The organism is Exiguobacterium aestuarii (assembly GCF_020171655.1).
Taxonomy (GTDB): Bacteria; Bacillota; Bacilli; order Exiguobacteriales; family Exiguobacteriaceae; genus Exiguobacterium; species Exiguobacterium aestuarii_A.
The window spans coordinates 949,824-973,730 of record NZ_JAIVAC010000001.1 but is presented as its reverse complement, the minus strand read 5'-3'; the positions used below and the strand labels follow the sequence as shown (position 1 = coordinate 973,730).

Sequence of the window (23,907 nt, the reverse complement as noted above, 5' to 3'; positions counted from 1 at the left end):
CCGAATGAAGCGATATACACGCACGGGCGACACGGGTGAAACATCACTGATTGGTAGCCGTGTCGACAAACATCATCCTCAAATTGAAGCGATGGGACATCTTGATGAATTGAACAGTCACATCGGATTAGCGATTGCGCAACAGACCGACGAGTCGCTCCGGGAACAGCTGACGAAGATTCAGCACGACTTGTTTGACCTCGGTTCGGAGCTGATGTATACGGACGCGCCCCCGAAAACGGTCGATTTGTCGATTGTGACGGAACTTGAACAATGGATGGACGAATGGGAAAAATCATGTCCAGAACTCGTGCGTTTCATCTTACCGGGAGGAAGTGTCGCTGCGGCGAGCCTGCATGTGGCGCGATCCGTTTGCCGTCGTGTCGAACGAGATTTGACCGCACTCGGTGTCGCCGACCGACAACTTCCATATTTTAACCGATTGAGTGACTATCTTTTCACGGTCGCGCGATATGCGAATGTTGTCGCAGGCGTACCGGACCAAGAATATGCACGCGGCGCTGCCGTGTTTCAACCAAAACGAAAAAAGGAGTGATCGGCTGATGAAAGGAATCGAACAGTTCCAACATCAATTGCACTATTCGGTCTATCCGACCAAAAAATTTAAAACGACGACTTGCCTCGTCTCGTTTGCGGCCCCGCTGTCTCAGGACACGGTGGCAGACCGGGCACTGCTTCCATTCATTATGGAAAAATCGACAGAAGCTTATCCATCAATTGAGTTATTTCACACACCGCTAGAAGATTTATATGATACAAACTTGTATGCAGGCGCATCAAAAATTGGGAAAGAGCATGTCATTCAATTTCAACTCGAAGTCGTTAATGACAATCTTGTCGGTGAAGACGTCTTGAGTCAGGCCATTCAATTACTGGAGGAAGTGTTACTTCGTCCGAATGTCTATGATGGCGCGTTCCAACCGCTCATCGTGGAGCAAGAACGCCGATTGCAGCGTCAGCGAATCGAGTCAGTCTATGATGACAAGATGCGTTTCGCTCAACAGCGTCTGCAAGAGATGCTCGGAGGCGAACTCGCCATCCCGTCTCTCGGTACGCTCGAACAGCTCGATCACGTCACGCCGAAATCACTTTTCAATGCTTATCAATCGATGATTCAGAACGATCGTGTCGACATTTATGTCGTCGGCGATGTCGACCGTCAACAAGTCGAACAGGCATTTAACCCGCTCGAATCGCTCGGGACGCGTCAGCCGAGACGTCTGCCCGAATCGAGTCGTGGTGAGTTCAAACGCTTAGAAGAGCATCAAGACATCAAGCAAAGTAAACTTCATCTCGCCTACGCGATTGACGTCGACCCGCGGACAGAAGATGCCATCCGTATGCAAGTCGTGAACGGATTATTCGGTGGGTTCCCGCACTCGAAGCTGTTCATGAACGTCCGTGAAAAAGAAAGTTTGGCCTACTACGCCGCGTCACAATACAGTTCGCTCAGTCGAAAACTGTTCGTGTATGCGGGGATCGATGCATCGAATCAACAAAAGACCGAGCACATTATCGAAGAGCAATTAAAAGCACTGCAGGCGGGTGAGTTCGAAGACGAGACGTTACAACAGACGAAAGAAATGTTGTTCCACCAACGTCGCCAACTCGGAGACAGCCCTCGTCAGTTGATTGGATGGATGAGTGGTGCAGACATACGCCCGTTTTCACTCGATGAAGAGATGGCAATCATCGAGAGTACGACACGCGACCACGTCATCGCGCTTGCGAATGAAATTTCGCTTGAAGCAGTTTACTGTCTGAAAGGAGGAGAAGCATGAAACTAGATTTCCCAAACGTCGGAGAGACATTACATCACCACGTTCTCGACAATGGCCTCTCCGTGTATTTGCTGAAGAAGACTGGATATGAGAAAACGTTCGCGACGTTCACGACGAAATATGGTTCGATTGACCGTCGCTTCAAATTAGAGGATTGGGTAGAGGTGCCGGATGGAATCGCACATTTCTTAGAGCATAAGATGTTCGAAAAAGAGGATGGCGATGTCTTCCAACAGTTCGGACGCCAAGGAGCGTCAGCGAATGCCTTTACCTCATTCACGCGGACGGCATACTTGTTCGGGGCGACATCGAACGTGCCGGAAAACGTTCAAACGCTACTCAATTTCGTTCAAGAACCATATTTCACGAAAGAGTCAGTCGAGAAAGAAAAGGGCATCATCGGTCAAGAGATTCAGATGTATCAAGATAATCCGGGATGGCGTCTTTATTTCGGATTGATCGAAGCGATGTATGAGACGCATCCCGTCAAAATCGATATCGCCGGAACAATCGAATCAATCTCAAAAATCACGGCAGAAGATTTGTATACGTGTCATCAGGCATTCTACCATCCGAGCAACATGGCGTTGTTCGTCGTCGGGAACATCGAACCGGATGAGATGCTTGAATTGATTCGTGACAATCAGGCAGCTAAATCATTTGACGCGCCACCTTTAAGCGCACGTGAGACGGTGGAAGAGCCGATCACGGTTCGTCTGTCAGAACGGGTCATTGAGATGGATGTCTCGGTTCCGAAAGTGATGATTGGCTATAAAGATGTCCCACAAGCTGGAGAAGCCGGTCTCAAACAAGAGTTGACGGTGGAACTCCTCATGCACGCGCTCTTCGATACGACAGCACCCCTCTACACGGAATTGTACGCAGAAGGGCTAATCGATGATGCATTCTCATTTGATTATACGTCAGAAGAGACGTTCGCCTTCGCCGCACTGTCGATGGAAACGTCCCATGTCGATGCCTTTGTCGAACGTGTCACGGGTGCGTTGGAGCGCCCGCTTCATCTTGATCAAGGGACGCTCAATCGTAAGAAGCGGATGATGCAGGGACAATTTTTAAAAGCACTGAATTCGCCAGAGTTTATCGCCAACCAGTTCTCACGGTATGCACTCAATGACGGGAACTTGTTCGAGATTCCGAATTTGATCGATGCGATCACATTAGATGAACTTCACGAAGCATACGTACGATTGTTCCGAAGTGAGCAACGAACGGTGTGCGTTGTCAAAAAGCCATGAAGACGTTGATTGTCGGAGCGAGCGGCGCGATTGGACGTGCAGTCTCGCTCGCTTTTCGTGAGGATGAGCTTTTGCTACATGCGAATCGAGGTCGTGAGACACTTACTCGAATGATGGAGACTGAGAAGCTACAGGCTGAACTGATTATATGTGACTTATCGAACCGAGCAGAAGTAGAGAAGTGGGTGTCGTCAATCGATACCGTTGATCGAATCGTCTACGTCGCTGGTCACGCGCTACACGGTCTCGTCGTCGACCAATCGGTAGATGAGCTGGATCGACTTTACGAGGTGCATGTACGCGCCATGGTTCGATTGATTCAGTCAGTTGTTGCGCGTAAACCGTATGACCATCCACTAGATATTATCGTCGTCTCAAGCGTTTGGGGTGAAGTCGGGGCAGCAGCCGAAGTGTTCTATTCTACGGTCAAAGCGGCACAACTCGGTTTCGTCAAAGCGTTTGCGCGTGAAGCAGGACCGTTCAATGTTCGAATCAACGCGGTCACACCAGGGTGGATTGATACGCCGATGAATGATACGGTAGAAGAGTCGAAACAAACCGTGATGGATGATATTCCACTTGGGCGTCTTGGTACCACTGAAGACGTGGCGAAGACGATCCGTTTTTTATGCTCATCGGATGCTTCATATATGACCGGCACAGTATTACGCATTGATGGCGGTTGGCAATGATCTCATCAAGATGCATAAACGAGTTCTTTTCAATTCTTCTAAAATAATTTAAAATAGGCAAGGTAGCGAATTTGCTCGAAAGGATGGTTCGGGATGGAACATAAATTCGAAGAGTGGTATCTCGAATATGAATTGTGTCAAAATCGACCGGGTATCCTCGGAGACATCGCGTCTCTCATGGGAATGCTTCAAATCTCCATCGTCACCATTAATGGAGTCGACCTGCAACGTCGTGGCATGCTGCTCAAAGCTCCGGCTGCAGATCATGTCCATCGACTCGAGCATATTTTAAAACGTATGGAAGCCATCGCAGTCATCAAATTGCGCCGCCCGAAATTACGGGACCGGATAGCGATTCGACATGGTCGTTACATCGACCACGACAGCGATGATAAGAAAACGTTCCGTTTCGTCCGAGAAGACTTAGGGATTCTTGTTGATTTCGTAGCAGAACTGATGAAAGAAGAACGTCATCTATTGATTGGCGTACGGGGGAACCCGCGCGTTGGGAAAACAGAATCCATCGTTGCAGCCAGTGTGTGTGCGAATAAACGGTGGTTGTTCTTGTCATCGACCCTCATGAAACAGACGGTCCGAACCTCTTTGTTTGAAGAAGAGCGGGAAGGCGATCATGTATACATAATCGATGGAGCGGTCTCTACGCGTACGATGGACGAGCGACATCGTCAACTGATCCGTGAGGTCATGCGGTTGCCTGCCGTGAAGGTCATTGAACACCCTGACCTTTATGTCCGAAACACCGATTGCGTGTACGAAGACTTTGATTATATTATTGAATTGAGAAACAATCCGGATGAGACGATTATCATCCCACAAGAAACGCATCGTGAGTCAGAATGGTTTGAATAATTATGTGAATGGAAGGTGTGGACCCCTGTGACAGAACTAGGGACTTTTTTGAAACAAAAGCGTGAGGAGAGCGGATTGACGCTCGACCAAATCCAGCAGACGACGAAGATTCAAAAGCGCTATATCATCGCGATCGAGGAAGGTGATTACAAAAATCTCCCTGGCTCTTTCTATGCACGGGCGTTCATTAAAACGTATGCGGAGTCACTCGGTCTCGATGTGGACGAATTGTATGAGACTTACGCAAAAGATTTACCAAAAATCGAAGCACAGCCATCCGTTCAACTTTCTCGTAAAAAGACGTATTCCAAAGCGTCCGAGTCGACGAGTCGAGTATCGCGATGGGTTCCGAAAGTACTTCTCGCCCTTACCGTCTTTTTGCTCATTACAGCAATCTATTTTGCCGTGAGAAGCATCGACTTCGGTGGACAAGACGCAAGTCCGGCTGAACCACCGAGTTCAAATGTCACACTCGACCAGAACGAGGATGTCCCAGCGGATGAACCAGCCGAGGAAGAACCGGTATCAGAGGAACCTGCTGAGGAAGAACCGCCAGCGGAATCCGGTCCAATTGCGGTAACGGAATCGAACGGGGCAGACATCACATATGAGCTCGCTACGAGCGATAAACTATCGACCGAGATTTATGTGAAAGAATCGCCAGCTTCATATGTCGGTGTTCGTGATACATCACTTGAAGGTCCGTTCCTTGCGCCTGAGTATCCGAATCAATCGAAACAGAATCCGATTGTCATTGAAGATGCTGAAACGGACACGTTACGAATCCGAATCGGACTCATCGCAGGTGTTGAGAAAATCGTCGTCAACGGTCGCGAGCTCGAGCTTCAAGAGTCTCCGGTCACACAAAATATATTTGTAAAGAGAGTTGACGCAGAATAAGTCGACTCTCCTTCTAAGAGGAGGCGTTCTACATGAACCTACCTAACCGATTGACGATGTTACGCGTGGTGTTGATTCCCGTATTCGTCGTCTTACTCGCTGTTGATTTTGATTGGGGAAACATTGCCTTTTTAGGTGCTGAGATCCCGCTACACCAATTTATCGCTGGTGTCATCTTTACCATCGCGGCCATTACAGACTGGTTGGACGGTCATTTGGCGCGGAAACACAACTTGGTCACGAACTTTGGGAAATTCATGGACCCGCTCGCGGACAAACTACTCGTGACAGCGGCGCTCGTGTTGCTCGTCGAGATGGACCTCGTGGCTGCGTGGGTCGTTGTCGTGATTCTTTCTCGTGAGTTTGCGGTCACGGGTCTTCGACTTGTCGCTGCCGACGAAGGGATTGTCGTCGCGGCGGGTAAGTCAGGCAAAGCTAAAACATGGGTGCAACTGTTCGCTATCATTTTCCTCCTATTCGGTAACCCGATTTTCAGTTATGTCGGCATCCCGTTTGGGGAATGGGCGATGTGGTTGGCACTCGCACTCACGATTTACTCAGGTGCCGAGTATTTCGCACAAAACTACAAGATTATTGTGAAGTCGATGTAAGTCGACAAAGACGAGTTGGTTGATCTAGCTCGTCTTTTTTTTGAAGTCGAGGAGGAAATAAGATGAAACGAGCCGAAATCATTGCGGTAGGAAGCGAGTTGCTCTTAGGAGAAATCGTCAATACGAATGCGAGTTACATATCGGAACAACTGTCGAAATACGGTGTCTCGGTCTTGTATCATCAAGTTGTCGGGGATAACGCGGAACGAATGCGGGAGACGTTCGAGATTGCGCTTCGTCGTTCAGACCTTGTCATCGTTACAGGTGGACTTGGACCGACGGCAGATGATGTCACGAAGACAGTCTTGTCTGATTTGCTCGAACGCCCGATTGTTCGAGACGAAGAGGCGTTTCACACGATTCAACAATTTCTTCAGTCACGTAACCGTGAGATGAATGAAGGGGACGCTCGTCAGGCGGACGTCTTGTCAGGTGCGGACGTTTTACAAAATCCGGTCGGTCTGGCTCCAGGTATGTGGATTGAAGGGGAGACGACGTGGATGCTACTTCCTGGTGTGCCACGCGAGATGCGGGCGCTCATCGATGCGACGTTTCCGAAAAAGTTTTCAGGCGCGACGCTCGTCTCAGAATCGTTACGATTTTATGAAATTGGAGAATCGGCACTTGATGATGCCGTCAAAGACTTGTTGAACGGGTCTAACCCGACTGTCGCACCTTATGCTGAGACAGGAGAAGCGAGACTTCGAATCAGTGCTCGGGCGGTAGATGATACGGCTGCACGACTGATGATTGAAGAAATGAAAGATGAAATCTTACAACGTGTCGGTTCGTATTATTTTGGGTCAGATGATGAAACGATTGCCTCACACCTCGTGCAATCATTGACACGTCATCACCAAACACTCGCAATTGCTGAGTCATTGACCGGAGGAGAAGTCCAATCGATGATCACATCGACTCCGGGAGCATCGGCTGTCTTTTTAGGGGGGGTCGTCACCTATTCAGATGAGCTAAAAAATAGGTATTTAGGGGTCGCTCTTGATACAATTGAACAGCACTCAGTCGTCTCAAAAGAAGTTGCTTATGAGATGGTAGATGGATTAGTTAAACAAACAAATGCGGACTACGCGCTTTCGTTTACCGGTGAAGCTGGACCAACCTCAAATTCAGGACGTCCCGTCGGTACCGTCTACATCGGGGTGAAAACACCGGATGGAATCGAGGTCATCGAGCGTGTTTATCCGCATCAAGAACGTAACGTCATTCGGCTGCGGGCTGCAAAAGATGGACTATGGGCCCTCATACAACGAATTAAAAAAGGCGAATAAATGTTCGTAAAAAACTTGTGTATCGCTATATGTTCACGTATAATGAAAGTATCAATTAAAGGAGGCTCATTTATCTATGAGTGATCGTAAACAAGCGTTAGAAATGGCATTGCGCCAAATTGAGAAACAATTCGGTAAAGGCTCGATTATGCGCCTTGGTGAAAATACAGACCAGCAAGTATCGGTCATCCCTTCTGGGTCGATTGCCCTCGACGTCGCACTTGGAGCGGGTGGATATCCACGCGGTCGTGTCATTGAAGTGTACGGACCAGAATCTTCAGGTAAGACGACTGTTGCCCTTCATGCGATTGCAGAAGTTCAAAAACGTGGCGGTCAAGCTGCATTTGTCGATGCCGAGCATGCACTCGATCCAAAGTATGCTAAAAATCTTGGCGTCAACATCGATGAGTTGTTGCTCTCTCAGCCAGATACAGGGGAACAGGCGCTCGAGATCGCTGAAGCGCTCGTTCGCTCGGGAGCAGTTGATATCCTCGTCGTCGACTCGGTTGCAGCACTCGTACCTAAAGCCGAAATCGAAGGGGAGATGGGGGACTCGCACGTCGGTCTTCAAGCTCGTTTGATGTCTCAGGCACTTCGTAAATTGTCTGGTGCAACGAACAAATCGAAAACAATCGTCATCTTCATTAACCAAATTCGTGAGAAAATTGGAATCATGTTCGGTAACCCGGAAACGACACCTGGTGGTCGTGCCTTGAAGTTCTACTCTTCAGTACGCCTCGAAGTACGTCGTGCAGAAACGCTCAAACAAGGTCAAGATATGGTCGGGAACCGTACGAAGATCAAGATTGTAAAAAATAAGATCGCACCACCATTCAAGACGGCGGAAGTAGACATCATGTACGGTGAAGGGATTTCACGTGAAGGGGAACTCATCGACATCGGTGCAGACCTCGATATCGTTCAAAAGAGCGGTGCATGGTACTCGTTCAACGAGGAGCGTCTCGGTCAAGGTCGTGAAAATGCGAAACAATACATGAAAGAAAATCCAGCCATCGCGGCCGAAGTGGAACGTCAAATTCGTGATCACTACGGCTTGAACGGGGAAAAAACAGTCACAGTTGAAGGTGAAGACGACGAAGTTCTCTCACTTCTTGATGACGAATAAGCACATGGTCTCACTCGGAATCATCCGAGTGAGATTTTTTTAGTATAATTTTTAGGCAATTGGTAGTTCTATCCTGTCCGTGCATTGCATTCTCTCTCTTAAATAAGTACAATAAAGTTATGCGCGGGCTTGCCTGCGTTACTCACTTATTAAAAAAATAAAATAACCTTGCGAAAGGGAGGTGAACATGATGGAATGGCTATACTGGCTTATTCTGATCCTCCTTTTGCCGATAGCTTTTGTTGCAGGTTTTTTTGTGCGTAAATCGATCGCCGAAGCGAAGATTCAAGGTGCCGAGACGGAAGCGACTAAGATTGTAGAACAAGCAAAACAACAATCGGAAGCGATGCAAAAAGAAGCACGGCTTGAAGTAAAAGAAGAGATGATTCAACTTCGCAATGAGACGGAACAAGAATTGCGTGAACGTCGCGAAGACCAGAAAGTGAAAGAGAATCGCCTCGTTCAAAAAGAAGAGCTTCTCGACCGCAAAGCAGATATGCTCGAGCGGAAAGAAGATTCGCTAGATGAACAGGAGCGCGGGCTCGAAAAACGCAAACGTGAAGCAGAAATGCTCGAAAGCAAAGTGGAGGACTTATACGAAGAGGCACGCCAAGAACTTGTACGCGTGGCAGCCCTCTCGAAAGATGAAGCACGTACCATCATCATGGACGAAGCGAAGCAGGAAGCGCTTCACGATGCTGCTCTCCTTCAAAAAGAAATCGAGCAAAAAGCAAAACAAGAAGCGGATAAAAAAGCGAAACACCTCTTATCTCTCACGATGCAACGATACGCTGCTGAACATGTCGCGGAGACGACGGTATCCGTTGTCAACTTACCGAGTGATGAGATGAAAGGTCGCATCATCGGGCGTGAAGGACGTAACATCCGAACACTCGAGACGCTGACTGGAATTGACCTCATCATCGATGACACGCCAGAAGCGGTCATTTTGTCAGGTTTCGATCCGGTTCGCCGTGAAATCGCCAAAATGACGCTCGAAAAACTCGTTCAAGACGGGCGCATCCACCCGGCTCGCATTGAAGAGATGGTGGAGAAGTCTCGTCGTGAAGTCGATGAGCGCATTCGTGAGTACGGAGAAGAAGCTACTTTCGAAGCCGGTATTCACGGACTCCATCCAGACCTCGTCAAGACACTCGGTCGCATGCGCTATCGTACGAGTTATGGACAGAACGTCTTGTCTCACTCGGTCGAGGTGGCACATCTTGCCGGGATGATGGCAGCCGAACTCGGGGAAGACGTCACACTCGCGAAGCGAGCTGGACTCTTGCACGATATCGGAAAAGCGATCGACCACGAAGTCGAGGGCAGTCACGTCGAAATCGGAGTAGAGCTTGCAACGAAGTACAAGGAACATCCGGTCGTTATCAACTCGATTGCTTCCCACCACGGGGACGTCGAGGCGACATCGACGATTGCAGTACTAGTCGCAGCAGCTGATGCCTTGTCGGCAGCTCGCCCTGGAGCTCGTCAAGAGACGCTAGAAAGCTACATTCGCCGTCTCGAACGACTCGAGTCAATCTGTGAGTCGTTTGAAGGTGTCGAGAAATCGTATGCGATTCAAGCGGGACGTGAAGTTCGAATTATCGTTCGCCCTGACGTCGTCGACGATGTCGTCGCCGGTAAGATGGCACGCGATATTTGTAAACGAATCGAAGATGAACTCGATTATCCTGGACAAATTAAAGTGACGGTTATTCGTGAAACACGTTCCGTCGATTATGCGAAGTAAACGAAGCGGAGAATTTCTCCGCTTTTTCTGTTTGAGGGAGGATTTTATATGAAAATTTTATTTATCGGTGATGTCGTCGGGAAACCCGGTCGAGATATTTTGAGCAATCAGATTGGTCGTTTGAAAGACAAATACAACCCGACGTTCATGCTCGTCAACGGTGAGAATGCGGCAAACGGTCGTGGTCTCACAAAAAAGATTTATCAACAGTTTTTAGAACTCGGCTTCCATGGGGTGACGATGGGGAACCATACGTGGGATAACCGTGACATCTTTGATTGGATTGACGATGCCGACCGGATCGTCCGTCCAGCAAACTATCCGGACGGGACACCTGGGGTCGGGATGATGAAGTTAAAACAAAATGGAAAGAAATTGGCTGTCATCAATGTCATGGGGAATGTCTTTTTGCCGTCTCTTGACTGTCCGTTCCGTACCGTCGACCGTCTCGTCGAAGAAGTGCGTGACGAGGTAGACGCCATCTTCGTTGATGTCCATGCCGAGGCGACAAGTGAAAAGATTGCGATGGGGTATCACCTTGACGGGCGTGCCCAAGCTGTAGTCGGGACGCATACGCACGTACAGACGGCAGATGAACGTGTCTTGCCGAACGGGACAGCGTATATTACCGACGTCGGGATGACGGGTCCACTTGACGGGGTACTCGGGATGGATGCATCCGTTGTTTTAAAAAAATTTATGACACAACTCCCAGTTCGGTTTGAAGTTGCTGAGGGACGGGAACAACTTAATGGAGTTTTCATTACAATCGATGATCAGACGAAACGAGCGACAAAAATCGAACGAATACACCTAGATGATCAGACCGTCTGGTTTGATTGAACAACCTACCCGAGGGGGAAACAAGAATGGACGTACTCAAAGTTTCGGCAAAATCGAACCCTAACTCCGTTGCGGGTGCTTTAGCGGGTGTGCTACGTGAAAAAGGAACGTGTGAGATACAGGCGATTGGGGCAGGTGCGCTGAATCAGTCCATCAAAGCCGTCGCGATCGCCAGAGGCTTCGTCGCGCCAAGCGGTCTCGATTTGATTTGCATTCCAGCCTTTACCGATATTATGATTGACGGAGAGGAACGTACTGCCATCAAGCTCATCATTGAGCCACGATGAGCGGTCGGGACATAGGTCCTATTCTTGTGAAGAGGAGCCATCGGCGCGGATGGCTCCTCTTTTTAATGCTGATGTGAAAGGATGATTAAGGTGTTAACGTTATATATCGTCAGACATGGACAGACAGAGTGGAATAAAGAAAGGCGTTTACAAGGTCGGCAAAATTCGCCGTTAACGAGCGAGGGAATCTTGAATGCGGAGAAGTTAGGAAACCGACTTCAAACGATTGCTTTTGAGACCGTTTATGTGAGTCCCAGTGGTAGAGCCATTCAAACGTTAGAAGCGATGGACGTATCGTTAGATTCACCGATACATATTTTAGATGAGTTGGATGAAATCTCGTTTGGTGTTTGGGAAGGGAAGGCAGAAGACGAAATCGAACGAATAGATGTATTTGAAACATTTTGGTCAAATCCGAGTCAATATGACCATCGATTGAATCATGGGGAAGCCATGTTGACATTCACGAATCGTGTTTCATCCGCGATGCAACACATCATTCAAGCGAATACGAGTGGCAATGTTCTGGTTGTGACACACGGAATGGTGATTCAAGCGATATTACGAGAAATCAGAGAAGCGAATATATCTGAGTTGTGGTTTGATGATGAGATTGAAGGAACGAGCTTGACAGTGATTGAGTATTCGAACAATCAATATAAAGAAGTGACGATTGGTGATATCTCACATCAGTTGAGTGAGACGTGTTAAGACGAACTCTCAGAAGAATGTCATAAAAAAATCATGATGCATCTTCTCAGTTTCGTCATTTTATGACAAGATGATAAAGAACGTATCGTTCGATCATAAGAGACAAGAGGGGGACGTTTTCAATGGAACAACTCGTGTCAACCAAAGAGAAGGAAACAACGACACCAGTAATGAAAGCGATTCAAAAACACACGGCCGGATTTGGGGCTAAACTGGTCGACGTACCAGTTCCGACGCCGGGGCCTGGAGAAGTACTTATTCAAGTCAAAGCGACATCGATTTGCGGGACCGATGTTCATATCTATGAGTGGGATGAATGGTCACAGAGCCGTGTCAAACCACCGTATATATTCGGTCATGAGTTTTCGGGAGAAGTCGTGGCACTCGGGGAAGGGACGAAGCGCATCAAAATCGGACAGACCGTATCCGCTGAGACGCATATCGTCTGTCATCAGTGTAAACAATGTTTGCGTGGACAATATCACATCTGTAAAAATACAAAAATCATCGGTGTGGACACGCAAGGTTGTTTTGCAGAGTATGTCGTTATGCCTGAAGAGAACCTATGGGTGAACCCGGAGTCGATGCCAACGAAACTCGCCTCGATTCAAGAACCGCTAGGGAACGCGGTGCACACGGTGCTAGCGAGTGACGTATCCGCCAAATCGGTCGCCATCGTCGGATGTGGACCAATCGGTCTCATGGCGGTAGGTGTTGCCAAAGCAGCTGGCGCGAGTCGCGTTTATGCGATTGACGTCAATCCGTATCGTTTGAAACTTGCTGAAGAGATGGGAGCGGATGTCGTCATCAACAGCTTAGAAGAAAATCCGCTCGAATTGATCGAACGGGAGACGGATGGAGATGGAATCGACGTCGTCTGTGAGATGAGCGGTCATCCGATTGCGATCGACCAGGCGTTCAAAATGGTCACGGCAGGCGGGGATGTCAACGTACTGTCACTCCCAGCTCGTCCGGTCGCCATCGACCTCACGCGTGATGTTGTCTTTAAAGGTGTCCGTGTCCAAGGGATCACAGGACGGAAGATGTACGAGACGTGGGGGCAAGTCTCGACGATGCTCGCGACGGGTCAGTTGAACGTAGAACCGATCATCACGCACGTCTTCAAGCTCGAAGAGTTCGAAAAAGGGTTCGAACTCATGCGGGCAGGGAAATGTGGGAAGGTCGTCTTAATACCTTAAAGGGGGAAACAACATGGCATTTGAACATATTACAGAAGCAATCAATGAGATGAAAGAACAGGGGACGTTCCGTAAGCTCGTCCCACTCGAATCGGCACAAGGGAACGAAGTGACAATCGACGGGAAGTCGCTCGTCCAGCTGTCATCAAACAACTACCTTGGACTTGCGAACCATCCACGTTTGAAGCAGGCAGCGATTGAAGCGGTCGAACAGTACGGTGCGGGAACAGGATCGGTCCGGACGATTGCCGGTACTCTCGAGATGCACGAAGCATTTGAGCGCGAACTCGCAGAGTTCAAGCACACGGAAGCATCGCTCGTCTTCCAATCAGGATTCGCGACGAACCTCGGGGTCTTGTCTGCACTTCTCGGACCGGAAGATGTCGTCATCAGTGACGCACTCAACCATGCGTCGATTATCGACGGGATTCGTCTTACGAAAGCAGCGCGACGCATTTATAAGCACGTCGATCTTGAAGACTTGGAGAAGTCATTAAAAGAGACACAAGATTATCGGACACGTCTCGTCGTAACGGACGGTGTGTTCTCGATGGACGGGAACATCGCACCACTTCCGGCGATTGTCGAACTTGCAGAGAAATATGATGCTGCGGTCATGGTCGATGATGCGCACGCATCCGGCGTTCTCGGGAAGAACGGTCGCGGAACGGTCAACCACTTCGGTTTGGACGGTCGTGTCGCGTTACAGGTCGGAACGCTTTCAAAAGCAATCGGTGTCTTAGGCGGGTATGTTGCCTGTTCACAAGACGTACGCGATTACTTGATCCACAAAGGTCGTCCATTCCTCTTCTCGACATCACATCCACCGGCAGTTGTTGCTGCGAACCGTGAAGCAATCCGTGTCATGAAAGAGGAAGAAGAGTTGTTCGACAAGTTGTGGGCGAACACGGAATTTTTCAAGAACGGACTACGCGACCTCGGCTTCGATATCGGACATGCGACAACACCGATCACTCCGGTCATGCTTGGTGAAGAGACACTCGCGCATACGTTCTCGGACAAACTGAAAGAGCATGGCGTATTTGCACAGAGTATCGCTTTCCCAACAGTTGAGCGCGGAAAAGCACGCATCCGGACCATCGTCACAGCGGAGCACACAAGAGATGACCTCGAACGTGCACTAGAAGCGTTCAAAACAGTCGCAGAAGAATTGAATGTGACACTACACGCGTAAACGTTGACTGCAGACAATCTGTCTGCAGTTTTTTGATGGGATCTGTACACGAAATCGATTATATTCAGATAGAGCATAGATAGGGTAAACGAGAAATGTAGCATTTTCTTTGATATTTCAATTACCGTATTATTAGATTTTTATAAATCAAAAAGAGCGAGGAAAAGCTATGTTTCAGCAAGGAATATTTCAAGTGGGAATGGTGTTAGATCGAGAGACGTTTTCCATTCTAACCATTTCACCACCATTCATCATAAATGTGATCTTTAGCGTCATGATTGTGATGTATGTCTTGTACGTTCGGAGTGAGGGGTGGAAAGAGAAATTGTGGAACTTCGCCCTCATGTCCTACGCAATCTTATTCATCTCTGTTTATATAGGAGCCTGGTTTGTAAGGCTAAAATACAATCTTACACCGAGTTTCGATGAATCGTTCGCCCTTGAATCCTTTCCTGGATGGAAGGTTTTTTTCAGGCAATGGATTAAGAACGGAATAGAAGAACCGAATGTGACAGCGAATGCGATTACGTTTGGTGCATTGTTGTTTTACTCTCGGAAGTTCAAAAGTAGAACTATATGGGTGTTAAGATTAATTGCAATGATTCCTGTCAGTTTGTTTTTCATCATGTATATTCCGCAATTCCTTAGTTGGTTATGCCGATAAAAAAGAAGCAAGGCGCAATGCCTTGCTTAAATCGTGATCATTCCTCTAAATCCTCGAGCCGCATAATAAGAGTCTGCACCATTGTGATAGACGAAGGTGTGATCATAACGGCGGTCGCAGAACAGGGCTCCACCTTTTTGACGAATGGTGTCCGGTGTGTGAATCCAACTCGAAGTCTTCAAATCGAATGCACCGAATGTTTGTAAATGTCGGTATGTTTCTTCGTCGAGAAGGGTTATGCCCATCTGTTCAGATAAGGCGATCGCGCTTCCGGCGGGTTTGTTCTTCTTACGTGCCTCAAGAGCGGGTTCATCATAACAGAGGCTTCGTCGACCGCTCGGACTCTCGACTGAACAGTCGCAAAAAGCGAGATCTCCGTTAGCTAGACGTATCACGTCGGGTTCGCCTCCTGTCTGTTCCATTAAGGAGAGTGTAGCCAACTTGTCCTGATTAACTTGAATTCGTTCCAATACGTCTGACCAGATGAGGTCAGGATGACGTTCAACGTTTTCGGTAAAGCGAGACTCTAACGTATTTAATAACTCGAGAGTTTCTTCGTGTGAAAGCTTCGACATGGGAATCACTCCGATCATTTGTTTCTTCTAGTATACGATATGAATCGCTACAGTTTGTCTTATCCATTGTGAGAAAGGGGAATCCAAATTGAATTTTGATGAAATAAACGTTGAGCATCTAAAGGTGAACTCATTTCAGATAATGGATCTGTTCACATTGAAAACAGACTATTTGAGTCGATTGCCTGTCGGTTCGTATCGAGTCACAGATTACTGTGAACTTGACGTGATTGTCACTAAGTCACAATTAGGACGACTTCGGTACGTTGATTTGACCTTGCCGTTGGGCGTGTATATAGAGGGTCGACTTCTCTTGTTGTATGATCCGTATCGTCGTGAGATCTATTCAACACATGCACGAGTCGATTATCCAAATGAACAAAGTATCTCGACTATTGATTTCTTATGTGCTAATAGTCGAGACTTTCATGACCCTGATTCGTCTTCACTAAAGAGTGAAGACTTGTATAAACTATCATCGGATAGTCATTGGAGGGAATTCGGGTTGCCGAAAGTACAGTCATCTGAGACATTCCTCTTGCGACTATTCAAATTACTAAACGTCACTTCATTTCAGACAGTTTTAAAGAAGAGTCGATTTCTAACTGATCTCAAGGGATGGGCAGATGTGACAAAGTGTGAATACAGTGTCGAACATTACGGAAAATGGATGTGGTCGAATGAGTATATGATGACCTGTCAACTTCCAAACGTATCTGAAGGTGAACTTCTTCAATTGATTACAATGATTGAGGCGAGTGATGAGTTGGAAGGATTTCGATTTTTGATTGAGACCGAGGCAAGCATTCTGTCACTTTTTATTTTAGGAGATTTGAAACGTGGCTATGGCGTCGGAGTGTTTCAATACGAAATTGACTAAAAGGGGGGATGACAATGAAGTTCGAAGATTTATTCTTCTATCACGGTATGATGCACGTGTTTGATTTTCAACATGATTTAGGATCGAGCCGTCTTACTTTTCAATTACAGTTACTCGATCACCAGAAGAAGCGAAACACGAGATTCCGTGAACGGGTCGAAGTTGGTGGAGTTCATTCCCAGCGAGAAGTGATCAATGTAAAACTATGTTTTGAAGACGTGATCTACTTAGAAACTATTCAAGAGTCATTTGCGGATGGAATCATGGATGAACCGTCAGATGAGTTTGAGGGGTCACAAATCAAGCGATTCGAGCAATCCGGATATTTGGATTTTTTGAAACGAACGCGTTTCTCATTTTGGGAAGTGATACATGATGACTCAACAATCTTCACGCACTATCGCATTTGTGGGCTGAACTCAGTTCTAGAAATCATCACGCTTTCGGAACCGACCATTGCATCTGTGATTTCACTCGATTGTATTCGAAAAGGGAGTCCAACCATATATTTTGGTGGAAAGTTCTATACATAAAGGCGCCCTCTCTTTGAGAAGGCGCCTGTTACTTATACAGATGATACGGTCAAGATGGACTGTTCTGTTAATCGCCCGATCCATATCAACGGAAGTGTCAAGAATGCTCCGAGAAGGTAAACCGAATCAATCGGTAGTCCGTCCGCAAGAAGTCCGAACAGTAAACTCCCCACACTGAATGCAAGGGCGTATCCCGTTTGTTGCACACTATATACATAAGGAAGCTGTGTAGTCGGGATCTCTTCTTGAATGACCGTGTTCGTCTGGATGATGCGGATTTGTGTAGCTGCGCCTTGAATCACTAACGCCAAAATTGCAAACGCGAGATGTGCAGTCATGCCGAACAAAATGGCGGCCACAATGGATAAGATAGCGGTCAACGGTAACGATGGCGCTCGTCGAGACCGATAAAGATAGGCACTCACCGCAATCATACTGATCAAAAATGCTGCGTTGAGCGTCCCCCACCAGCCCGTATCGACTTGTAGATGTCGTTCGAGATAGACGAGAAGTAATGCCGAAATCCAGAGCGTGCTGACAAATGATTCATACGTCACAAACCATGTCACACGACGGGCGAATGGTGACGTTCTTACATAAGTAAGACTGGCGCGTAAGGTAATCGAGTCATCCGTTACATCATCGACGACGTCTTCCGCAAGCGATTGATCGAAGTAAATTGTCACAATCGTGGAAAGAACGAAGAGGACGAGGGAAACGATTAACGCAATGGTGCTCGACGTGAGAGAGACGAGCATCGTCCCGAGTGGCCACATCGCGAGTTGGATGAACTGATTGGACCCTTGCACGAGGCTGTTCGCTTGTTGACGATTCGTCGTCAATCTTGGGATGAATGATGCTTGGATGGGACGTGCGAACCCATCGAGGAAAGCGATCAACACGACAAGACCGAGAACTAGAATCGAATCCGTGAAGAGAACGAGAACAAGGGTGACCGTCTTCATCAGTTGTGACAGGACGAGCGTTTTCCCTAGCGAGTAGCGGCTGAGGATACGGGCGAAAAAGAGTCCGCTGAGTGTCATACCGGCAGTCACGGCAATCGGGAAGCTGGCCGCCATGAGAGCGGAACCGGTTTGTTGATACAACGAGGCAATGAGCGCGACGATGTATAGGACATCGCCAATATTGGCGAGCCATTGGCTAACGAGCAGTGTATAAAACGATTTCATCACAAATCTCCTCCGAATCTATTCAATTAGGTAGGGTGGACGAATCGTTTTTACACATTTACACCTCTTCATAAAATGATATAAAAATAATTATACAAAATTTGATTAATTCTGTAAACTTGTCGTATGGTCGCGATTGTCAATATTAGGAGGGTGAAATGATTCAACAAGCTTTGAAACTAGTCGGTAAGAAGGAGTTGGGGTGGGTTACATCACGAGTACCTGCTCTTGAAGCGGATCAAGTTTTGATTGAAACCATCGCTACAGCCATTAGCATTGGTGCAGAGCTTCCGCAATATGAAGAATCTGATTTGACTGATTTGAATCCGGAATATCCTCGTAAAGTGGGATATGAGAGTTATGGAAGGGTTGTAGATAAGGGTGAGGATGTCACGACACTCCATGTTGGCGACCGGGTGATTGCTTTTTATGGACAACAAAGGTACGGGATTGTCTCTGAACAACAAGCGTTTTATGTTCCACCGGAAGTGGATTATAAAACGGCGTTGCTAGCGATTTTGTCATGTGATGCAGCGAAAGGGGTTAGAAAATTAGCACCATCCTCTACCGATTCGGTCATTGTTTCTGGATTGGGGACGATGGGTTTACTCGCAACATATTACTTAAGAAATTATTATGGTGTGAAGAAGATTGATGCAATCGAGCCAGATTCGAATCGAAGAGAATTAGCTTATCGGTTTGGAGTTGAACAGGTATACGCCCCGAACGAGGTGAAGGACAGCCACTACCATTATGGCATGGAGTGTTCTGCTCGAAATGAAGGGTTCATGAACCTTCAACAGGCAGTAATGCCGAATGGGTCTATCTGTATCTTATCAGACGGTAATCAAGAAGAACTGGTGCTTCAACCGCAATTCTATGAAAAAGAGTTACATATCGTCGGATCAAGTGACGGTTGGGACTATAGAAAACATTTCAAGTGGTATTTTGAAGCGAGTTGGCAAACCTCATACATACAAGAGATTTTTGAGTTGGACATTGATCAATATAGCTTAATTGCTACGTTTGAAAGACTAAGCACACATGTCATCAACCCAATTAAGATTGCAGTGACATATAAAGACGAATTGATAAAATATGAATGATAAGGATGAATCCATATGCTTGAATATAAAATAAATGACGATATCACATTGAGAATGTTCAATACAGGCGATGCAGAAGCACTATTCAAATTGACGATTGCATCGAAGCCTTATCTACGAGAATGGCTTGGTTGGCTTGATTATATCATGTCAGTGGAAGACTCGAAGAAGAACATAGAAGGACGAATCAAAGGACTGATTGAGACGGGTGGATTCCCAAAATCATTCGCTGTGATGTATAAAGGTGTGCTTGCCGGGACAATCGGATTTAACGAAATCGATCGTGGGATCCAATGCGGCACAATTGGTTACTGGCTCGGACAAGAGTTTCAGGGGAAAGGTATCATGAGTCAAGCGCTCGAGACCATCATCGAGTACGGGTTCCGAGATTTGAAATTAAATAAGATTGAGATTCGAGTCGCGACTGATAATGTAAAAAGTCGTGCACTCCCGGAACGTTTTGGCTTTAGAGAAGAAGGGATCATTCGAGATGCGGAATGGCTGTATGACCGTTACGTTGATCATGTTATTTATGGGTTGCTGCAGAATGAATTTTTACAGCTAAATCATCATTCTAAAGATTATATTGAGGCTGAAAATCGTATGTAACAAGTACATATTTTTTAGAAGGGGACTATTGGATGACAACTATATACTTTGTCAGACATGCACATTCAACCTATACGGCAGACGAATTCACCAGACCTTTATCCGAGAGAGGGATGCATGATGTTGCTGGAATTACAGACCTTCTAGTTGGTGAGAATGTCGATATCGTGACTTCGAGTCCATATAAACGAGCCATTCAAACCGTACAAGGCATTGCAGATTATCTTGAGCAGGAAATTAAAGTAATCGATGATTTGAAAGAACGAGCGTTGACTTCAGCACCAGCTAAAGACTTTACAAGCGCGATGGAGGCCGTTTGGCAGAATCCGAGGTTCGCATGGGAGGGTGGAGAGTCTAATGTTGAGGCTCAATCCAGAGGAGTAAATGCTCTTAAATCACTTTTCCGTGAGTACGGAGGGAAAAAAGTGGTGCTCGGCACACACGGAAATATTATGGTTCTCATGTTGAATTATTTTGACGAGCGATATGGATATGAATTTTGGAAAGAGCTCGACATGCCAGATATCTACAAGGTGTCTTTTGAAGACGACACTTTGATGAGTGTCGATAAGTTATATAAACCTCAAGGTTAGAAATATATTGACTACTGATAACTGGTAAGACTAAGATACGTATAACTATATGAAAATGCGTTGAAGAGAAAAGTAAATCGAGTTCGTTTTTATACAGAGAACCTTGTAAGCTGAGAAAAGGTAAAAGACACTCGATTGAAAATGGTCTCTGAGCTTCGTCCTGAACGTGTGGATTCACAAGTAGGAGGCGACGGGATTTGGCATCCGTTATCCATGTCACGGTATTCGTGTATAGCATAATACACAGTACTTGTAGAGGCATCTGATGTGAATCAGATTGCGAATTAAGGTGGTACCGCGAGAATTCAAACCTCGCCCTTAACTGTTGTTATTGACAGTTAAGGGCGAGGTTTTTTCAATTTTAAGGATGGGAGAGGATTTAAGAATGAGTATATTTATTGGTGGTGCTTGGGTTTACGCAAATGGTTCATTGCATTTAGGGCATATTTCTAGCCTACTTTCAGGTGATATCCTAGCAAGATATTATCGTAGTAAGGGGGAAGACGTTCTATATGTTTCAGGAAGTGATTGTAACGGAACACCAATCACTGTACGTGCTAAACAAGAAGGTGTATCGGTTACTGAAATTGCCGACCGATACCATGAAGAATTCGTAGCGTGTTATTCTTCCCTAGGTTTCTCTTATGATGTGTATGCGCGTACCGATCATCCCCAGCATCATGAGGTGGTACAACACATATTTACTGAACTCTACTCAAAAGGTTTTATTTATAAAAAAGAAGTGGAACAAGCCTATTGTGAAACATGTATGCAATTCTTACCAGATCGCTATGTTGAAGGTACATGTCCGGTTTGTCATGGTCCCTCTCGTGGTGATCAATGTGATCACTGCTCAACAATTTTGGAACCATTAGATTTATTGGAACCTCGATGTAAGCACTGTATGCACAAACCGTCCACACGTTTTACTGAACATTTTTATTTCTCGTTGAGCTCGTTTCAAAAATTTCTTGAAAATTATACGGAAAATGCGGACCGTCAATCGTTATGGAGGGAGAACGCGCTTTCTTTGACGAAGCGTTACTTACAAGAAGGTCTTCACGACCGTGCGGTATCACGTGATCTATCTGTTGGTGTGAACATTCCAATTCAAGGATATGAAGAGAAAAAGGTGTATGTATGGATTGAGGCGGTTTCAGGATATTACTCTGCAAGCCGATTGTGGGCGCAATCAGCAGAAGCTGATGAGGCTACTTTTTGGTCCAATACAACTCGAGCTTATTACGTTCATGGAAAAGATAATATCCCGTTTCATTCCATCATCTGGCCAGCGATTTTAGAGGCTCTTGGAGGCAAAGCACTCCCGACCCATATCGTATCTAACGAATATCTGACGCTAGAAAAAAGAAAGCTCTCAACAAGTAAAAATTGGGCGGTTTGGCTTCCTGATATGTTAGAACGATATGATCCAGATTCTATTCGCTATTTCTTAACGATTAATGCACCTGAAAATCGGGATGCAGATTTTTCATGGAAGGAGTTCATTTATAGCCACAATGCAGAACTCTTAGGGGCCTATGGGAACTTCGTGAATCGAACATTAAAATTTATCGAGAAATCTTTTGATAATCACATTCCGAACGAAAATATTTCAAGTGAGATTGAAGAACGGATAAGCAACTTGTACGCAGAAGTAGGTCAGTTAATCGAAGATACGAATTTTAAACAAGCATTGGAATTGATTTTTGAAGCGATTCGATTTTCGAACAAATATTTCGATCAAACGCAACCATGGAAAACGATAAAGGAAAATCCAGCGGAATGCAGACAAACATTAGCGGACTGTACGTTTTTAATCGTCAATTTTGGTAATGTATTATGGCCTTTCTTACCATTTTCGAGTCAAAAAATACGTGATGCAATAGAGGTAGACAAGGAAGGGTGGGGGGTATTACAAGTGAAAGCTTCGATTCTTCAATATGATGGTGCATTATTTTCAAGAATCGATACTCGTCAAATTGACGAAGAAAGGGAAAGACTATTTCAGCATGCAATTGAAGCCGAATAAATTATAATCGGCTTAATCATTATTTAGTTATAAATGTCGTACATGCCATATTTCGATAACACTTAAAAACGAACAAAACAAGACCCGCCCTTCACGAGAGGGCGGGTCTTTCGTCTGACTCGAACAATTCAGTTCCGAACTCTTGATACGCCTGTTCATACCGGCGGAGTGAAGATTCCTTATGCATACAGGTAAGGTTCATCCGTTCGGATGGTGTCATATCGCTCGCATATGTCTTTAACACATGGGCGTTTCGAAGCATTGACGGGGTGACCGATCGTGCGAGTCCGCTCCGTTCATTTAGCTGTCGCATCATCTTCGTGATCATGACGATCGTCAATTGCTTAGGTTGATTCTTCGCATACACCCAGCGGAACGTCATTCGCGCGAAATCAAATGAGACGAAGACTGGATCTTCCGAGTACCAGCGTGGTCGCACCGGTGTCGGGATGTCAGCTAGGTAGTTCATGAGTAACGATTGGTCTTCTTGCGAGAGCTTCAACGTGAACTGGTTCCCGAGACGGTCATACACGTCAAAGGTGTGATCAGCCAGATGCAGGTCGCTCATACGCAAACGAATGATGTGATGGACGCGCAAGCCGTATTTATAGAAGAGCGTCACAATCAGTTCGTTCCGATTGACAAGATAAGGATGGGCTTGCAACTGATTCTCGCTCAAGCCCCTCGTCGAACGAATCGTATGAACAAGACGATTGAATTCAGACTCGAGTGCGATTTGGTCGATGGATAACGTATGTGCCGGCTGCGAGTAGGCAAGCATCTTCTTCCGAAGCGGATTTAAAAAGTGGGTCAGGCTATTAATGACCGTGACGATTCGAGCGACGGTCGCCTGTTGATAGTGCTTCTCTTCGATTAAAAAGTCATTCACAAACGTCTTCCACGATTCGATGGGGACGTCTAACCAGTCCGTCGGTTCGTTCAGTTCGACATTGTGGTCGTGAAAGTATTTATGCACGTCAATCAAGTCGTAGCGATATCGTTTTAGCGTCGAGGGTTGACGGCCGCTTGCTCCGAGATGATACAAGTATGTTTCGATAAATTCCGGGAGCGGATAGTCTTTTCTACGTTTCGTCATGGTCGAGCCTCCTTCTTCTTTTATCCTACCACAAACGGACGTTCTCTATACGTTGATTCGTGGTAAGATGAAAGGTGAGACTTTATGGAATGAGGGATTAC

At 46.4% G+C, this 23,907-nt stretch carries 24 protein-coding genes and 1 other annotated feature; of the genes, 21 read left to right on the top strand and 3 right to left on the bottom strand.

The genetic code is table 11. The features are described from left to right. The first annotated feature begins 4 nt into the window (after positions 1 to 4). From LCM29_RS05150 to LCM29_RS05080, 15 genes are all read left to right on the top strand, one after another. Complete coding sequence (locus tag LCM29_RS05150; RefSeq protein ID WP_074033223.1) at positions 5 to 556, top strand: cob(I)yrinic acid a,c-diamide adenosyltransferase; 552 nt, start codon at positions 5 to 7, stop codon at positions 554 to 556. 7 nt (positions 557 to 563) lie between these two features. Then, positions 564 to 1,802 (top strand): EF-P 5-aminopentanol modification-associated protein YfmF, encoded by a 1,239-nt coding sequence (gene yfmF, locus LCM29_RS05145; RefSeq protein ID WP_224861337.1) that lies wholly within the window; start codon positions 564 to 566, stop codon positions 1,800 to 1,802. Further along, entirely contained in the window at positions 1,799 to 3,058 is a 1,260-nt protein-coding gene (gene yfmH, locus LCM29_RS05140) for an EF-P 5-aminopentanol modification-associated protein YfmH (protein ID WP_224861335.1), read from the top strand. Before yfmF ends, yfmH begins: the two co-directional genes overlap by 4 nt. After that, entirely contained in the window at positions 3,037 to 3,750 is a 714-nt protein-coding gene (ymfI, locus tag LCM29_RS05135) for an elongation factor P 5-aminopentanone reductase (RefSeq protein ID WP_224861333.1), read from the top strand. Before yfmH ends, ymfI begins: the two co-directional genes overlap by 22 nt. 93 nt (positions 3,751 to 3,843) lie before the next feature. Continuing rightward, a complete protein-coding gene (locus LCM29_RS05130) occupies positions 3,844 to 4,620 on the top strand; it encodes a YmfK family protein (RefSeq protein WP_012726484.1) in 777 nt (258 codons plus the stop codon). 27 nt (positions 4,621 to 4,647) lie between these two features. Further along, the gene (locus LCM29_RS05125; RefSeq protein ID WP_074033219.1) at positions 4,648 to 5,520 is read left to right on the top strand and encodes a helix-turn-helix domain-containing protein; all 873 of its coding nucleotides are present in this window, start codon (positions 4,648 to 4,650) and stop codon (positions 5,518 to 5,520) included. Between the two features lie 32 nt (positions 5,521 to 5,552). Further along, positions 5,553 to 6,131: a CDP-diacylglycerol--glycerol-3-phosphate 3-phosphatidyltransferase gene (gene pgsA / locus LCM29_RS05120; RefSeq protein ID WP_214692781.1), complete on the top strand. Its 579-nt coding sequence runs from the start codon at positions 5,553 to 5,555 to the stop codon at positions 6,129 to 6,131. A 62-nt stretch (positions 6,132 to 6,193) separates the two neighbouring features. After that, positions 6,194 to 7,420, top strand: a complete 1,227-nt coding sequence (locus LCM29_RS05115) for a competence/damage-inducible protein A (RefSeq protein ID WP_224861331.1) — start codon at positions 6,194 to 6,196, stop codon at positions 7,418 to 7,420. Between the two features lie 76 nt (positions 7,421 to 7,496). Continuing rightward, positions 7,497 to 8,546, top strand: coding sequence for a recombinase RecA (gene recA / locus LCM29_RS05110; RefSeq protein ID WP_074033216.1), 1,050 nt, complete (start codon positions 7,497 to 7,499; stop codon positions 8,544 to 8,546). Positions 8,547 to 8,733: 187 nt separating this feature from the next. Continuing rightward, complete coding sequence (rny, locus tag LCM29_RS05105; RefSeq protein ID WP_214748227.1) at positions 8,734 to 10,296, top strand: ribonuclease Y; 1,563 nt, start codon at positions 8,734 to 8,736, stop codon at positions 10,294 to 10,296. A 48-nt stretch (positions 10,297 to 10,344) separates the two neighbouring features. Next, the gene (locus tag LCM29_RS05100; RefSeq protein WP_214692776.1) at positions 10,345 to 11,139 is read left to right on the top strand and encodes a TIGR00282 family metallophosphoesterase; all 795 of its coding nucleotides are present in this window, start codon (positions 10,345 to 10,347) and stop codon (positions 11,137 to 11,139) included. Positions 11,140 to 11,165: 26 nt separating this feature from the next. After that, a complete protein-coding gene (locus tag LCM29_RS05095; protein WP_012726477.1) occupies positions 11,166 to 11,426 on the top strand; it encodes a stage V sporulation protein S in 261 nt (86 codons plus the stop codon). 90 nt (positions 11,427 to 11,516) lie between these two features. Beyond that, positions 11,517 to 12,137 carry a histidine phosphatase family protein gene (locus LCM29_RS05090; protein WP_224861329.1) on the top strand — a complete coding sequence of 207 codons (621 nt, stop codon included), beginning with the start codon at positions 11,517 to 11,519 and terminating at the stop codon, positions 12,135 to 12,137. 122 nt (positions 12,138 to 12,259) lie between these two features. Continuing rightward, positions 12,260 to 13,336, top strand: a complete 1,077-nt coding sequence (tdh, locus tag LCM29_RS05085) for an L-threonine 3-dehydrogenase (RefSeq protein ID WP_224861327.1) — start codon at positions 12,260 to 12,262, stop codon at positions 13,334 to 13,336. Between the two features lie 13 nt (positions 13,337 to 13,349). Then, positions 13,350 to 14,531 carry a glycine C-acetyltransferase gene (locus LCM29_RS05080; RefSeq protein ID WP_224861325.1) on the top strand — a complete coding sequence of 394 codons (1,182 nt, stop codon included), beginning with the start codon at positions 13,350 to 13,352 and terminating at the stop codon, positions 14,529 to 14,531. 690 nt (positions 14,532 to 15,221) lie between these two features. Here the strand turns inward: LCM29_RS05080 and LCM29_RS05075 are convergent. Further along, positions 15,222 to 15,770, bottom strand: coding sequence for a DUF4256 domain-containing protein (locus LCM29_RS05075; protein ID WP_224861323.1), 549 nt, complete (start codon positions 15,768 to 15,770; stop codon positions 15,222 to 15,224). A 142-nt stretch (positions 15,771 to 15,912) separates the two neighbouring features. Here LCM29_RS05075 and LCM29_RS05070 point away from each other — a divergent pair, with 142 nt between their 5' ends. Both LCM29_RS05070 and LCM29_RS05065 read left to right on the top strand, forming a co-directional pair. Continuing rightward, on the top strand, positions 15,913 to 16,650 hold the full coding sequence (locus LCM29_RS05070) for a hypothetical protein (RefSeq protein ID WP_224861320.1): 738 nt from the start codon (positions 15,913 to 15,915) through the stop codon (positions 16,648 to 16,650). A gap of 14 nt (positions 16,651 to 16,664) precedes the next feature. Further along, complete coding sequence (locus tag LCM29_RS05065; protein ID WP_224861318.1) at positions 16,665 to 17,183, top strand: hypothetical protein; 519 nt, start codon at positions 16,665 to 16,667, stop codon at positions 17,181 to 17,183. Positions 17,184 to 17,215: 32 nt separating this feature from the next. Here LCM29_RS05065 and LCM29_RS05060 read toward each other — a convergent pair whose 3' ends face one another. Continuing rightward, a complete protein-coding gene (locus LCM29_RS05060) occupies positions 17,216 to 18,373 on the bottom strand; it encodes an MFS transporter (protein WP_224861316.1) in 1,158 nt (385 codons plus the stop codon). 158 nt (positions 18,374 to 18,531) lie between these two features. On the opposite strand from LCM29_RS05060, the gene LCM29_RS05055 reads away from it, so the two are divergent. The 4 genes from LCM29_RS05055 (at position 18,532) to metG (ending at position 22,710) form a co-directional block, all read left to right on the top strand. Then, positions 18,532 to 19,479 carry a zinc-dependent alcohol dehydrogenase gene (locus LCM29_RS05055; protein ID WP_224861314.1) on the top strand — a complete coding sequence of 316 codons (948 nt, stop codon included), beginning with the start codon at positions 18,532 to 18,534 and terminating at the stop codon, positions 19,477 to 19,479. Between the two features lie 15 nt (positions 19,480 to 19,494). Next, on the top strand, positions 19,495 to 20,088 hold the full coding sequence (locus tag LCM29_RS05050) for a GNAT family N-acetyltransferase (RefSeq protein WP_224861312.1): 594 nt from the start codon (positions 19,495 to 19,497) through the stop codon (positions 20,086 to 20,088). 32 nt (positions 20,089 to 20,120) lie between these two features. Next, on the top strand, positions 20,121 to 20,681 hold the full coding sequence (locus tag LCM29_RS05045) for a histidine phosphatase family protein (RefSeq protein WP_224861310.1): 561 nt from the start codon (positions 20,121 to 20,123) through the stop codon (positions 20,679 to 20,681). A 51-nt stretch (positions 20,682 to 20,732) separates the two neighbouring features. Next, positions 20,733 to 21,004: a binding site (T-box leader), on the top strand. Positions 21,005 to 21,066: 62 nt separating this feature from the next. Then, positions 21,067 to 22,710 carry a methionine--tRNA ligase gene (gene metG, locus LCM29_RS05040; RefSeq protein WP_224861308.1) on the top strand — a complete coding sequence of 548 codons (1,644 nt, stop codon included), beginning with the start codon at positions 21,067 to 21,069 and terminating at the stop codon, positions 22,708 to 22,710. A gap of 91 nt (positions 22,711 to 22,801) precedes the next feature. Here metG and LCM29_RS05035 read toward each other — a convergent pair whose 3' ends face one another. Further along, positions 22,802 to 23,806 (bottom strand): tyrosine-type recombinase/integrase, encoded by a 1,005-nt coding sequence (locus tag LCM29_RS05035; protein ID WP_224861306.1) that lies wholly within the window; start codon positions 23,804 to 23,806, stop codon positions 22,802 to 22,804. Positions 23,807 to 23,907: the final 101 nt, after the last annotated feature.